The sequence below is a fragment of the Hoeflea algicola genome (assembly GCF_026619415.1).
Lineage (GTDB): Bacteria > Pseudomonadota > Alphaproteobacteria > Rhizobiales > Rhizobiaceae > Hoeflea > Hoeflea algicola.
The window spans coordinates 4062455-4074714 of record NZ_JAOVZR010000001.1 but is presented as its reverse complement, the minus strand read 5'-3'; the positions used below and the strand labels follow the sequence as shown (position 1 = coordinate 4074714).

At 58.4% G+C, this 12260-nt stretch carries 14 protein-coding genes; 5 read left to right on the top strand and 9 right to left on the bottom strand.

Annotated elements, in window-relative coordinates:
* Positions 1 to 72: 72 nt before the first annotated feature.
* Genes bfr through OEG84_RS19845 form a run of 4 tightly spaced genes read right to left on the bottom strand, consistent with a single transcriptional unit; the run spans position 73 to position 2764 of the window.
* Complete coding sequence (gene bfr / locus OEG84_RS19860; RefSeq protein ID WP_267655335.1) at positions 73 to 555, bottom strand: bacterioferritin; 483 nt, start codon at positions 553 to 555, stop codon at positions 73 to 75.
* 46 nt (positions 556 to 601) lie between these two features.
* Positions 602 to 919 carry a (2Fe-2S)-binding protein gene (locus tag OEG84_RS19855; protein WP_267655334.1) on the bottom strand — a complete coding sequence of 106 codons (318 nt, stop codon included), beginning with the start codon at positions 917 to 919 and terminating at the stop codon, positions 602 to 604.
* Between the two features lie 7 nt (positions 920 to 926).
* On the bottom strand, positions 927 to 2201 hold the full coding sequence (locus OEG84_RS19850; RefSeq protein WP_267655333.1) for an imelysin family protein: 1275 nt from the start codon (positions 2199 to 2201) through the stop codon (positions 927 to 929).
* A 32-nt stretch (positions 2202 to 2233) separates the two neighbouring features.
* Positions 2234 to 2764 (bottom strand): hypothetical protein, encoded by a 531-nt coding sequence (locus OEG84_RS19845; RefSeq protein ID WP_267655332.1) that lies wholly within the window; start codon positions 2762 to 2764, stop codon positions 2234 to 2236.
* Positions 2765 to 3164: 400 nt separating this feature from the next.
* Between OEG84_RS19845 and OEG84_RS19840 the strand changes: the two genes are divergently transcribed.
* The 5 genes from OEG84_RS19840 (at position 3165) to OEG84_RS19820 (ending at position 8426) form a co-directional block, all read left to right on the top strand.
* Positions 3165 to 4508: a substrate-binding protein gene (locus OEG84_RS19840; RefSeq protein ID WP_267655331.1), complete on the top strand. Its 1344-nt coding sequence runs from the start codon at positions 3165 to 3167 to the stop codon at positions 4506 to 4508.
* Between the two features lie 109 nt (positions 4509 to 4617).
* On the top strand, positions 4618 to 5649 hold the full coding sequence (locus OEG84_RS19835) for a branched-chain amino acid ABC transporter permease (RefSeq protein WP_267655330.1): 1032 nt from the start codon (positions 4618 to 4620) through the stop codon (positions 5647 to 5649).
* Between the two features lie 3 nt (positions 5650 to 5652).
* The gene (locus OEG84_RS19830; protein WP_267655329.1) at positions 5653 to 6864 is read left to right on the top strand and encodes a branched-chain amino acid ABC transporter permease; all 1212 of its coding nucleotides are present in this window, start codon (positions 5653 to 5655) and stop codon (positions 6862 to 6864) included.
* An 18-nt stretch (positions 6865 to 6882) separates the two neighbouring features.
* Positions 6883 to 7641, top strand: coding sequence for an ABC transporter ATP-binding protein (locus OEG84_RS19825; protein WP_267655327.1), 759 nt, complete (start codon positions 6883 to 6885; stop codon positions 7639 to 7641).
* On the top strand, positions 7638 to 8426 hold the full coding sequence (locus OEG84_RS19820) for an ABC transporter ATP-binding protein (RefSeq protein ID WP_267655326.1): 789 nt from the start codon (positions 7638 to 7640) through the stop codon (positions 8424 to 8426). The genes OEG84_RS19825 and OEG84_RS19820 overlap by 4 nt, the downstream gene beginning before the upstream one ends.
* Positions 8427 to 8514: 88 nt before the next feature.
* Here OEG84_RS19820 and OEG84_RS19815 read toward each other — a convergent pair whose 3' ends face one another.
* The 5 genes from OEG84_RS19815 to OEG84_RS19795 all read right to left on the bottom strand — a co-directional run bounded on the left by OEG84_RS19815 (position 8515) and on the right by OEG84_RS19795 (position 12255).
* On the bottom strand, positions 8515 to 10323 hold the full coding sequence (locus OEG84_RS19815) for an SLC13 family permease (protein WP_267655324.1): 1809 nt from the start codon (positions 10321 to 10323) through the stop codon (positions 8515 to 8517).
* Positions 10324 to 10449: 126 nt separating this feature from the next.
* Complete coding sequence (locus OEG84_RS19810; RefSeq protein WP_267655322.1) at positions 10450 to 10668, bottom strand: hypothetical protein; 219 nt, start codon at positions 10666 to 10668, stop codon at positions 10450 to 10452.
* A 113-nt stretch (positions 10669 to 10781) separates the two neighbouring features.
* On the bottom strand, positions 10782 to 11036 hold the full coding sequence (locus tag OEG84_RS19805) for a hypothetical protein (RefSeq protein WP_267655320.1): 255 nt from the start codon (positions 11034 to 11036) through the stop codon (positions 10782 to 10784).
* Complete coding sequence (locus OEG84_RS19800) at positions 11033 to 11656, bottom strand: NifU N-terminal domain-containing protein (RefSeq protein WP_267655319.1); 624 nt, start codon at positions 11654 to 11656, stop codon at positions 11033 to 11035. The genes OEG84_RS19805 and OEG84_RS19800 overlap by 4 nt, the downstream gene beginning before the upstream one ends.
* 56 nt (positions 11657 to 11712) lie before the next feature.
* Positions 11713 to 12255, bottom strand: a complete 543-nt coding sequence (locus OEG84_RS19795; protein ID WP_267655318.1) for a DUF2249 domain-containing protein — start codon at positions 12253 to 12255, stop codon at positions 11713 to 11715.
* Positions 12256 to 12260: the final 5 nt, after the last annotated feature.

Below are 12260 nucleotides of genomic sequence, written 5' to 3'. Positions count from 1 at the left end.
GCGAACTGCAAGCGGGAACCCCTGTGACCCCGCGGCATCGTATTCATCGTCATGTCTTTGCTACTCTTTCACTCAGCTTTCATCGGCAGCCGACGCATTCAGCTGCCCGTATTTCTGTTCACCCAGCGTTGTCAGCAGCTCGATTTGCGTTTCGAGAAAATCAATATGACCTTCCTCATCGGCAATCAGCTGTTCAAACAGGTTCTTGCTGACAAAGTCGCCTTCCGCCTCGCAGACATTCCGCGATTTGGTATAGGCATTCCAGGCATCCTTCTCTCCGGCCAGGTCGGCTTCAAGCACTTCCTTGATATTCTGGCCGATTCTGAGCGGTGCCAGGGTCTGCAGGTTTGGAAAACCCTGCAGGAAAATGATCCGTTCGACAATCTTGTCGGCATGCTGCATCTCTTCAATGCTCTCGGCGCGCTCCTTGGCAGCCAGCTTGGTGTAGCCCCAATCCTCCAACAACCGGTAATGCAGCCAGTATTGATTCACCGCACCGAGCTCGAGAAAGAGAGCCTCATTGAGGCAGTCGATAACCTTCTGACTTCGCTTCATGTTCATGTCCGTCCCTGATTGTGAAAACGCCCCTCATTTTCGCACATCAGGCGGCAGCCGACGATTGTTTTCTCACCGCACCCGCCTGCCTGGCGGCGTTCATGCGAAGACGTTGATCGGCAATCCGGCTCAACAGATCGATCACTTGCGCCTGCGGGCTGTTCATCGCCGCGTGATAGCGCTCAGTGGTTTCAACTATGATATCGATGACACCCGGGAAGCAGCCGCAGCATTTGCCACGCTTTTGCATGGCATGAAACACCTTGCCCGGCGTAATCAATTGCCATGGATCACAATCGAGGAAGCCAGTGACGGCTTCCTCGATGTCTGTCTTGGTGATGATGTTGCAGCTGCAAATGATCATGGCTGTCTCACTGGAACACGGCGTTGGGGCTGTCGAGGCTGTCCGACCCTTCAAGTTCAATCGAACCGAGATCAAGTGCCGCGATGGCCCGCTCGATCGACCGGGTCTGCTTGATCAGACCGTCAATGCCGGCCTGCACCGCGGCATTGCCTTCGGTATTGCCGATGGCGATCATCTGGTCATAGGCCTCTACCGTTTCTGCGCGTTTAGCCATGGCTTCCATCGCTGCCACGGTGGCGTCGAGATCCGTCGATAGTTCCTCGGCAATCGCCGGATCCTTCTCGGCGACCAGATCGGAAAGCGCCGGGCCGCTGATGATCGTTCCGTCAACCCGGGTATAGGCGCCGCGGTAGACATTGCGGATGCCGACTGCATCATAGAGATGCGAATTGTGGGTGTTGTCGGAAAAGCAGTCATGCTCTTCTTCCGGATCACCAAGCAGCAGGCCGAGCTTCATCCGTTCGCCGGCGAGTTCACCATAGGACAACGATCCCATGCCGGTGAGAATGGTAGAAAGACCGGCGGACGCTTCGCCCTGCTCAAGGACCGCGCGGGCCTTGCCTCCAGCGCTCCAATTTTCGGCCATCTCCTCCAGATCCATGACCAGCAGATCGGTCACGGCATGAAGATAGTCGCGGCGGCGCTCGCAATGGTCGTTGCTGCAGTTGGTCAGGCTGTAGTCGGTGGCCGGACGGTTGCCTGCGCCCGGGCCATTGCCGTTGAGATCCTGGCCCCAGAGCATGAATTCGATGGCGTGGTAGCCGGAAGCGACATTGGCTTCAATGCCGCCCGCTTCCTGCAGCGTGCTGGAGATCAGATCCGGGGTGATGACACTGGCATCGATGGTCTTGCCGTTGATCTCGATTGAGGGATTGGCAATGACATTGGCTGTGAAAAGCGTGTTCTCGTCGCTTTCGGCGCCGTAGCTTGGGTCGACATAATCGATCAGGCCCTCGTCAAGCGGCCAGGCGTTGACCCGTCCTTCCCAGTCATCGACGATGGCGTTGCCAAAGCGGTAGACCTCGGTCTGCTGGTAAGGCACGCGGGCTGCGAGCCAGGCTTGCCGCGCGGCTTCCAACGTCGTCTCATCAGGGTTTTCCAGAAGCGCTTCGACGGCCGTGTCGAGTGCTTTCGCAGTTGCCAGCGCGTCGTCATACTTGGCTTGTGCGATATCAACATAATTGGCAATAACTGCTTCGGGGGTAACTTCTGCCAGAGCGACCGAGGTCATGGCGCTTGAGGCAAGCAGGCCAACGGCGAGGAAGTGGGCGATCTTGTTCATCGTCTGAGTTACTCCTGTAAAACGTATTGAAATCAGTGAAGTGAACCGCTGGCACCGGGATCGTGGGGCGCGGCGCGGAAGTCGATATCGGCAAGCGCGGCAAAGGGTATGGGCGCCAGACGCTGGTTCTGGCCAAGCAGCACCGCTGCATAAGCGCTGGCCCGGTCGATCACCTCGACGCAGGCATTCGAGCAACTCAGCATCTTGGCTGCAGCAACCAAGGTGTTCTCGTCACCGTGCTGGGCGCCAGCAATCATGCCGAGCATCAGGCATTCATCGCGGCACAGGTGACCGGCGCCCGGTTTATAGAAGCGCAGCGGACAGCGGGCACAGACGCCGAGTTGGTCGATCAACCCGGACAACGCATCGAGCGCGACCTGCCCTTCGACCGCGCCAAGCGCTTCGGCATGGGCCCGCCAGGCCACATCCCAATAGCGCCGGTCCTTTTCGACCAAGCCGGCAATCCAGTTGCGATAGCCATTGACAACGAGGTTTTCCGGCGCCTGCCTGAGATAGGCCGCTGCCGGACATTCCTCGCGCTCATCCGCGTTCCACATGGTCATGCCGTTTTCGCCATTTTTAACATGACAATTTCGGTAAGGTATTTTCAAAGTGGAGTCAAATAGTACAGTTTAAAACGATTCCAAACTGGACCTGATCACGCCCCTATTCGGCGTCGCTTCTGCTGACGACAGCATAATTCACCACGGCTTGGGAGATTATCCAAACCGGCCGAAAACCGGGCACTGGAGCATCCCTGCGCGATGCCCGGCGCCGTGTTCCCATTCATTTTATTAACGGGACACAGTAATGCTCACACCCCGAAACCCTCAGAAACTTTGCGTGAATATACAATAGTCGAATGGTGTCTGACCCAAGGCCATGTTTGTCTTGAGACTGCTATTAATTTAGCGAAGCGGCGAAGCTGGGAGGCTTTGCCCGTTCCACACCAGGGAGGATTTTATGTCAAAATTCCATGTAAATCGACGTACGCTGATTAAGTCAGGCGCGGCGATAGGCGCCGGCCTTGCGCTGCCGACGATTTTCACCAGCTCCGCCAATGCCTACATGAACGAGCCCAAGGGCGGCTCGGTTGTTTTCGGCTTCAACGTTCCGCAGACCGGTCCGTATGCTGACGAAGGCGCCGACGAGCTTCGCGCCTACCAGCTTGCCGTCGAGCACCTTAACGGTGAAGGCGATGGCGGCATGATCGGCACCTTCTCGTCGAAGATGCTCAAGGGCAACGGCGTGCTTGGTAAAAAGGTCGAGTTCGTCTCCGGCGATACCCAGACAAAGTCCGACGCCGCGCGTGCGTCTGCCAAGTCGATGATCGAAAAAGACGGTGCCATCATGATCACCGGTGGTTCATCATCCGGTGTGGCCGTGGCCGTTCAGGGTCTCTGTCAGGAAGCCGGCATCATTTTCATGGCCGGTCTGACCCACTCCAACGACACCACCGGCAAGGACAAGAAGGCCAATGGCTTCCGCCATTTCTTCAATGCCTACATGTCGGGCGCCGCGCTCGCACCGGTGCTGGCGAAGAACTACGGTACGGATCGCCGGGCCTATCACCTGACCGCCGACTACACCTGGGGCTGGACCCAGCAGGAGTCGATCCAGGCCGCAACCGAAGGCGTGGGCTGGGAAACAGTCAACAACGTTCTGACCCCGCTGGCGACCACGGACTTCTCATCCTACATCGCTCCGGTTCTCAACTCTGGCGCCGACGTGCTGATCTTGAACCATTACGGCGGCAACATGGTCAACTCGCTGACCAACGCGGTTCAGTTCGGCCTGCGCGACAAGATGGTCAACGGCAAGCAGTTCGAAATCGTGGTTCCGCTCTACTCCGAGCTGATGGCCAAGGGCGCAGGTCCCAACATCAAGGGCGTGTTTGGCTCGACCAACTGGTCCTGGACACTGCAGGACGAAGGCACCAAGGCATTCGTCAAGTCGTTCGGCGAAAAGTACGGTTTCCCGCCGTCCAACGCCGCCCAGACCTGCTATGCGCAGGCGCTGCTCTATGCTGATGCTGCCGAGCGTGCTGGAACCTTTGATCCTTGCGGCATTGCCGAATCGCTCGAAGGCTTCGAGTTCGACGGCCTCGGCAATGGTCCGACCCTTTACCGCAAGGAAGACCATCAGTGCTTCAAGGACGTGCTGGTCATGAAGGGCAAGGAAGACCCGACCAACGAGTACGATGCGCTGGAAATCGTGGAAGTTACTCCGCGCGCCCAGGTCGAGTACGCACCTGATCATCCGATGTTTGCCGGCGGCGATCTCGGGAAGTGCAATTCGGGCGCCTAAGGCCTGGAATAGTGCATGAACGTTGTCGCGCTGGTCATCGCACCAGCGCGGCAATTTTATCTACCAGGCAAAATTTACGCTTATCACGCCTCAATGATCGGTTGGGACCATGGACGCAATTATCCTTCAATTATTGAACGGGCTCGACAAAGGCAGTGCCTATGCACTGATCGCGCTCGGACTAACCCTCATCTTCGGAACACTCGGTGTGGTCAATTTCGCGCACGGCGCGATGTTCATGATTGGTGCTTTTTGCGCGGTTACAATGCAAAAGATACTGGGCATCTCGACCATTACGCTGGACCCCGAAAAACTGGATTTTCTCGGCAAGCCGCTGCAGATCAAGACGCCCATCGTCGAATCATTGTTTGGCAAGGGACTTGGCGATTCGATCATCAACTGGTCGGTTCCCCTGTCGATCCTGCTGGCGATCCCGGTGATGCTGGTGCTCGGCTACATCATGGAACGCGGCCTGATCAAACACTTCTACAAACGCCCCCACGCCGACCAAATTCTGGTGACGTTTGGCCTGGCGATCGTGCTTCAGGAAATCGTCAAGTATTTCTACGGCGCCAATCCGATCCCGACGGCGGCACCGGATATGTTCCGGGGATCGATCGATTTCGGCGTGCTGATCGGGTTTGCCGAGAACGCCATCATCTATCCGGCATGGCGGCTGGTCTATTTTCTGTTCTCCATGGCGATCGTCGGCGCGGTCTTCGCATTCCTGCGGTTCACGACATTCGGTATGGTCGTCCGTGCTGGCATGGCCGATCGTGAAACCGTCGGCCTGCTCGGCATCAATATCGACAAGCGTTTTACCATCATGTTCGGCATAGCCGCGGCGGTTGCCGGTCTTGCCGGCGTGATGTACGCGCCCATCAACTCGCCCAACTACCATATGGGTATGGACTTTCTGGTCCTGTCCTTCGTCGTGGTCGTTGTCGGCGGCATGGGGTCGCTACCGGGCGCAGTGCTCGCCGGCTTCCTGCTTGGCATTCTGGAGAGCTTCGCTTCCATGAACGAGGTCAAGTCAGTGATCCCCGGCATCGACCAAATCATCATTTATCTGGTTGCAATCATCATCCTTTTGACCCGTCCCCGCGGTCTCATGGGGCGCAAAGGCGTGATGGAGGAATAAGACATGCTGGGACTGAGTAAAAAAGACACGACATTTCTCCTGGTCGTCATATTTCTGACCTTGGCGACGCCGATTTTGCTGCAACCGTTCCCCGAGGGATCGGCGATGGCGCAGTTCAATGCCGGATATCCGGACCTGATGCAGCGTTTCGCGATCTACGGCATCTTTGCGATCGGCTTCAACATCCTGTTCGGTCTGACCGGTTACCTCTCCTTCGGCCATGCGGCGTTTCTGGGGGTCGGCTCCTACTCCGTCGTCTGGATGTACAAGCTTCTGAGCTACAATGTTCTGCCGGGCCTCGTCCTTGCCGTCATCACTTCCGCGTTGTTCGCGCTTTTCATCGGTTACATTTCGCTGCGCCGCTCGGGTATCTATTTCTCGATCCTGACACTGGCCTTTGCCCAGATGTCGTTCAACCTGGCCTATTCGGTGCTGACGCCGCTGACCAATGGTGAAACCGGTCTGCAGGTCTACACCGACGATCCGCAGATCCTGATGGATGCAGCCAGCCCGAACAGCCCGCATTTCTTTGGTATCCTCATGATAGAGAGCACCAAGGTAAATATCGGCGGCTGGCAGTTCACCTTCAACAACGGCTATTATTTCTGCGCCATTATCGCGATCATCGTGTTTTACCTTTCGCTGCGGATCTTCCGGTCGCCGTTTGGCACCATGCTGCGCGCGATCAAGACCAACCAGACCCGGATGAATTACACCGGTCTCAACCCGCGCCCCTACACGCTCGCAGCGTTCGTGATTTCGGGCATGTATGCCGGCCTCGCCGGTGGTCTGCTGGCTTCGATGGACCCGCTTGCCGGCGCCGAGCGCATGCAGTGGACGGCGTCAGGCGAGGTTGTGCTGATGACGATCCTTGGCGGAGCCGGAACCCTGATGGGACCGGTTCTGGGTGCAGGATTCATCAAGTATTTCGAGAACATCTTTTCGAAGATCAACGACAACATTCTGCACAGCTGGTTTTCGGCGCTTCCCGACGGGGTCGAAGATGCGGTCGTATTCCTGGTGCATCCGTTTATCGGCAAGGGCTGGTCGCTGACGCTGGGCCTGCTTTTCATGATGGTCGTCATCTTCCTGCCGGGCGGGCTGATCGAAGGCGGAACCCGGATCTGGAACGCGATTACCGGCAAGAACAGGAAAAGCAACAAGCCCGGCCAGGATGGAAAACATCATCCGAAGCCGTCAGCGCACGTTAACTGATCTGCGGAGATATCAGATATGGGAATTCTCGAAGTCTCTAATGTCAACAAACGGTTCGGTGGTCTTCAGGCCCTCGGCGATGTCAATCTGGATATTGCCGAAGGCACCGTCCATGCGATCATCGGCCCCAACGGCGCCGGCAAATCGACACTGCTCAATGTTCTGGTTGGCAAGCTGATTCCGGACACGGGAACAGTCATGTTCAACGGTCAATCCGTGCTCGGACGCAAACCCTACGAGATCAACCAGCTGGGGATTTCCCGCGTCTTCCAGACGCCGGAAATCTTTGGCGATCTCACGGTGATAGAGAACATGCTGATTCCGTGCTTTGCCAAACGCGACGGTGCCTTCCGCATGCACGCACTGAAGTCGATCGCATCCGAAAAAGGCATCATCGAGAAGGCCGAACACATGCTTTCCGATGTGGACATGACCAACAAGCGGGGCATGACAGCAAGCTCACTGTCGCGCGGCGACAAGCGACGCCTGGAGATGGCCATGTGCCTTGTCCAGGAACCGAAGCTGCTGCTGCTCGATGAGCCGACGGCCGGTATGGCGCGCGCCGACACCAACAACACGATCGAACTGCTCAACCAGATCCACGAACGCCGCGACATCACCATGGTGATCATCGAGCACGACATGCATGTGGTGTTCTCGCTGGCCAAGCGGATCACGGTATTGGCGCAAGGGTCGCCACTCGTCGAGGATACCCCTGAGAACATCAAGGGCCATCCGAAAGTCAAAGAAGCCTATCTTGGAGAGGCCGCAGCATGAGCCAGATCGAACTCATCAAGGGTGGCGCAGAGATCGACCGCCCGGATTTTTCGAAGAACGCCAACCAGGCGGCCACCGCTCCGGCGTTTCTGTCTGTCCACGACATTCATGCCTATTACGGCGAGAGCTACATCGTCCAGGGCGTCAGTTTCAACGTCCACGAAGGCGAAATCCTGGCTCTGCTTGGCCGCAACGGCGCCGGAAAGACCTCGACACTGCGCGCCATCGCCCAGATCGGCTCACCGCAAATGACCAGCGGCGAAGTCTGGCTCGACCATCAGGCGCTGCATCTGATGAGTTCGCACGAGGCATCGCGCGCCGGCTTGTCGCTGGTTCCCGAGGACCGCCGGATTATCGCCGGGCTGACAGTTGAGGAAAACATCCAGCTTGCCCAGATCGCGCCGCCAATCGGCTGGTCGCTGGAACGGATCTATGAGTTGTTCCCGCGCCTGGGCGAGCGTCGCAAACAGGAGGGCATCACCTTGTCGGGTGGTGAGCAGCAGATGCTGGCGATCGGACGGGCACTTGCCCGCGACATCAAGGTGCTGCTTCTCGACGAGCCTTACGAAGGGCTGGCCCCGGTAATTGTCGACGAGATCGAAAAAACCCTCAATATCATCAAGGAACAGGGCATCACGACGATCCTTGTGGAACAAAACGCAGTGCGGGCACTCAAGCTTGCCGACCGGGCGGTCATCCTGGAATCCGGTGAGGTTGTCTTCGACGGCACTGCCGATGAAGTGCTTCACAACGAGCAATTACGGCACGATTACCTGGCTATCTAAAGCGCCCTGCCCTTCAAGCCGGCGGTGTCGCCGCCTCAATGACATCAAAACGGGCCGGCCCTTGAATGGGCGCGGCCCGTTTTTGTCCTCAGCGCACGGCAAAGAACCAGATAGACAGGCAGGACGCGACACCGACCACCACATTCATAACCAGCCCCAGCTTCAGGAAATCCGAAAACCTGTAGCCGCCGGCCGCATAGACGATCGTGTTGGTCTGATAACCGATGGGGGTCGCAAAGCTCGCCGAAGCGCCGAGCATGACGGTATAGACCAACGGCTTCGGGTCCATGCCGATCGAGGCCGCCAGGCTGATTGCCACCGGCGTGAGAATCACCGCCACGGCATTATTCGATACCATCTCGGTCAGCAGCGACGTCAGCGCGTAAAGCGCAAAGATGACGACAAGCGGTGAGGCATCGCTGAGATAGGGCGCTATCACGGCCACCAGCGTCTTGATGACACCGGTGTTTTCCAACCCCTGGCCAATCGCCAGCATGGCGAAAATCAATACCAGTATCGACCCGTCAATTGAATTCCAGGCATCCTCAGCCTCAACACAGCGCGTCAGCAGGATGACGCCGACGCCGAGCAGTGCCAGCGTGACCAGCGGTGCAATATTGAGGATCGACAGCGCCACCACCAGCGCCATCGTGAAGATTGCCAGATTGGCGCGGTGACGCTTGTAGGGCCTCAGCCTGGGTCTCGTCGCGGCAACAAAGCTTTCCGAATGAAGAATCGAGGACAGATCACCGGAACGGCCGTCGAGCAGCACCCGATCACCGGGCCGCAGCCGCACACCGGCGAGTTCCGGACCGGGATTGTGACCGCGGCGAGATATGCCGACAACGCCCACACCTTTTTCGAACCAGTTGAGGTCGCTCACCCGGCGGCCGCTGCTGCGGGCATCGCCCGCATAGACAGCCTCGACCATCTCGCTGCTTGCGCCCTCGCGTGGTTCAAGCCGCTGCTTGTAATACCCCACCTGGTAGCGCGGATGTTCGCGAAGCGTCAGCAATTCGGATTGATTGGCCTGGAAGATGACAAGGTCCTGCCTGGTCAGCAACAGATCCGGATCGGGCTTCAACCGCTCGCTTCCACGCAACACGGACAGCACCCGAGTGCGCGACAGCGCGGTAAAATCCGATAGCGGCCGGTCACCGCCCTCAGCATCCTTTTCATGTTCGCCCGAATATCTGATCCGCGCCTCCGACATGAACTCGATTGCCTCGTCATCGAGGGTTTCATTGGCGGACGCGCGCGTGGGCAGCAGCAGCGGCCCCAGGAAGAACAGCGTGACCGAACCGACGACCAGCGCAGACAGACCGAACGGCAGGATTTCAAGCATCCGCATCGGCTCCATACCCGCCTGCTGCGCCACGCCGTCAATGAGCAGGTTGGTGGACGTTCCGATCAAGGTCAGCGTGCCGCCAAGAATCGACATGTAGGAAAGCGGGATCAGAACCCGGCTCGAGGCGAGCTTAAGCGATTGCGCCATCTTGATGACGATGGGAATGAGAACCAGGACCAGCGGGGTGTTGTTCATCAAGCCCGAGGCAATCGCTGCCCCCAGCAACAACAAAATCAGCGCGCTGAGGCCACGCCTTTTCGCCAATTTGACGAAATAGGAAGAAGCCGCGTCGAGCACGCCAGTGCTCACCAAGGCCGATGACAGGATGAACATGGCAGCGATGGTGATCGGCGCCGGGTTGGAAAACACCTGCAGGACTTCGTCTGTCGAAACGTAGCCCATCAACAGAAAGCCGGCAGCACCCGCGGTGGCGACTGCCGCCGGTGGCAGCTTTTCAAACAGAAATCCCAGGAACACCAGTGCGAGCATGAGGGTGGAGATTAGGCCCGAGGTTTCGGACAGGAACACCCAGAAAGAGACTTGTGACATGCAAATTCCCCGCGGGTGCCGGCGCCTGCGCGACCGCTTGAATAATTATGCAAGATTACCGACTAAGACCCGTGGCGATGGCGCGGAAGCAGAGTACGGCTATCGGAAAGGCTGCACGAGCGGCGCTCAAGTGATGTGAGCTTGGCGGTCGGCCCGGAGTCTGGGCGCAATTTTCCAGGCGAAAAACGGCGTCAGCGCGAATGCAACGACGACAACCAGGGGAATGAGATAGGGCGCCCAGGCTTCAAGAGCCGGCACCGACAGCACCACCACGATGCCGACACCGAACAATACGGCGTTGACCATGCCGGAGATGACCCATGAAATGGCAGTACGCTTTTGCATCTTTGCTCTCCCGGATTGATCTCTCGAAATCCGGCAGACCAACGCGGATGCGCGGGTAAAGTTCCCGTCTGGCTGCGACGAGACCGTTCTCAAAGGGCTGAGCCGGAACAGGGCTACCGATCTCGTGATGCTGCCACTGTGCCGACCTCTGGCGCGCGGCGGGCGAGACGATGAAGCAGCGCATTGAGCCTGCCCCAGCCGCGCGGATCTGAATTTCGCAGGCCGGCGCACGCCTGTCCGGCAAGCCGGCAAGCAGCGTCGACCTGCCCCGCAGAGGCCAGGGCCTCGAGGCTTTTGACAAGAAGCAGCACCAGTCCGGCCTGATCGAGCGCGGACGCTTCATCGTGCGGGGTGCCGCCATCACTCATTGGTCAATTCCGAAATGCAATTTGGCCTCCGGGCTCATCATTTCCGGGGTCCATGGCGGCTCATAGGTCAGGTCGACCTCGACCCCGGTGACACCTTCGACGGCACCTGCGCGTTCGTGAACGCCCTGCTTGAGGTAGTTGGTGGCGGGGCATCCGGGCGTGGTCGTGGTCATGGCCACGAACGTCACGCCGTCGGCGCCGGGTGCCACATCGTAGATCAGCCCGAGATCGACGATGTTGTAGCCGAGTTCCGGGTCGATGACCTGGCGCAGGGATGTCAGGATCTCGGCGACAAGTTCGCTGGTCTCGCCGGCATTGCTGCCCGGCTCTTTTCTTGCCGGACGCATCACCGGCGCATCTGACATGAAATGCTCCATGATGGTGCCCAGCATTGCCGGTTTCAGGTGCTGCCAGTCGCCGCCATTCTTGGTGATGACGAGATAGTCAAAGCCGAAAGCGACCGCGGCCACTTCGGGAATATCGAAAAGACGCTGGGCCAGCGGCGACACCGCCGCTTCCTCCCGATTGGCAAACTCAACCGTTCCGGCGGGGTAGACTTCCTTGCCGGGGAAAAACTTGAGGCGCGATGCATCGGGCATCGGTTCGGTCTGGATGAACATCGTTCAAAACTCCATGAAGGCATAACGCGAAAGGCAGCAACCCGCAGCAAGCTTGGCTATGCCGCTTCTTTGTTGTGAAGTACGCGGATCAGCACCTTGTAGGTCGTGCCATCGGGCTCGAAACCGCCGCGCCATTGATGCCCGCGCTTTTCAAGTTCGGGAAACAGGAAAATCGGCTCGCGGCACAACAATGCCGACAAAACCTGACCGTGCTGCATGGTTTCGATCACGGCGAGAACCCGCACCATCGGCTCTGGCGGTTCCAGATCGCGATTGTCGAGCTGCTGCTCGGGATCCGGCCACTTGCTGTCATCCGCTTCTGCCGCAGCTGCAGCAGGCGCCTGTGTCGGGGTTTCCGCTTCGACCGCCTGTCCCGGGGTGAACAGCACTTCCCAGTCGCCCTCGCCTATTTCCGTGGCTTCATGGGTGAAGCCCTTTGACTTCATGACGTGAAACAGCGGGATAGGCTGGAAGGTTGCCAGCAGCCGCAGGCCCTGGTTGGGACCAAGCGCTGCTATTGCTTTCATAATGAGATCAAACGGCTCCCCGCCGTCCTTGAGGATCGGGCGAACATCGAGATCGACAAATGTCGTGGTCATCAGAT

Coding starts and splice junctions, on each gene's coding strand:
- OEG84_RS19840 (WP_267655331.1), top strand. CDS start 3,165: ATGTCAAAATTCCATGTAAATCGACGTACGCTGATTAAGTCAGGCGCG.
- OEG84_RS19835 (WP_267655330.1), top strand. CDS start 4,618: ATGGACGCAATTATCCTTCAATTATTGAACGGGCTCGACAAAGGCAGT.
- OEG84_RS19815 (WP_267655324.1), bottom strand. CDS start 10,323: ATGTCACAAGTCTCTTTCTGGGTGTTCCTGTCCGAAACCTCGGGCCTA.
- OEG84_RS19825 (WP_267655327.1), top strand. CDS start 6,883: ATGGGAATTCTCGAAGTCTCTAATGTCAACAAACGGTTCGGTGGTCTT.
- OEG84_RS19820 (WP_267655326.1), top strand. CDS start 7,638: ATGAGCCAGATCGAACTCATCAAGGGTGGCGCAGAGATCGACCGCCCG.
- OEG84_RS19850 (WP_267655333.1), bottom strand. CDS start 2,201: ATGAACAAGATCGCCCACTTCCTCGCCGTTGGCCTGCTTGCCTCAAGC.
- OEG84_RS19845 (WP_267655332.1), bottom strand. CDS start 2,764: ATGACCATGTGGAACGCGGATGAGCGCGAGGAATGTCCGGCAGCGGCC.
- bfr (WP_267655335.1), bottom strand. CDS start 555: ATGAAGCGAAGTCAGAAGGTTATCGACTGCCTCAATGAGGCTCTCTTT.
- OEG84_RS19795 (WP_267655318.1), bottom strand. CDS start 12,255: ATGACCACGACATTTGTCGATCTCGATGTTCGCCCGATCCTCAAGGAC.
- OEG84_RS19800 (WP_267655319.1), bottom strand. CDS start 11,656: ATGTTCATCCAGACCGAACCGATGCCCGATGCATCGCGCCTCAAGTTT.
- OEG84_RS19855 (WP_267655334.1), bottom strand. CDS start 919: ATGATCATTTGCAGCTGCAACATCATCACCAAGACAGACATCGAGGAA.
- OEG84_RS19810 (WP_267655322.1), bottom strand. CDS start 10,668: ATGCAAAAGCGTACTGCCATTTCATGGGTCATCTCCGGCATGGTCAAC.
- OEG84_RS19830 (WP_267655329.1), top strand. CDS start 5,653: ATGCTGGGACTGAGTAAAAAAGACACGACATTTCTCCTGGTCGTCATA.
- OEG84_RS19805 (WP_267655320.1), bottom strand. CDS start 11,036: ATGAGTGATGGCGGCACCCCGCACGATGAAGCGTCCGCGCTCGATCAG.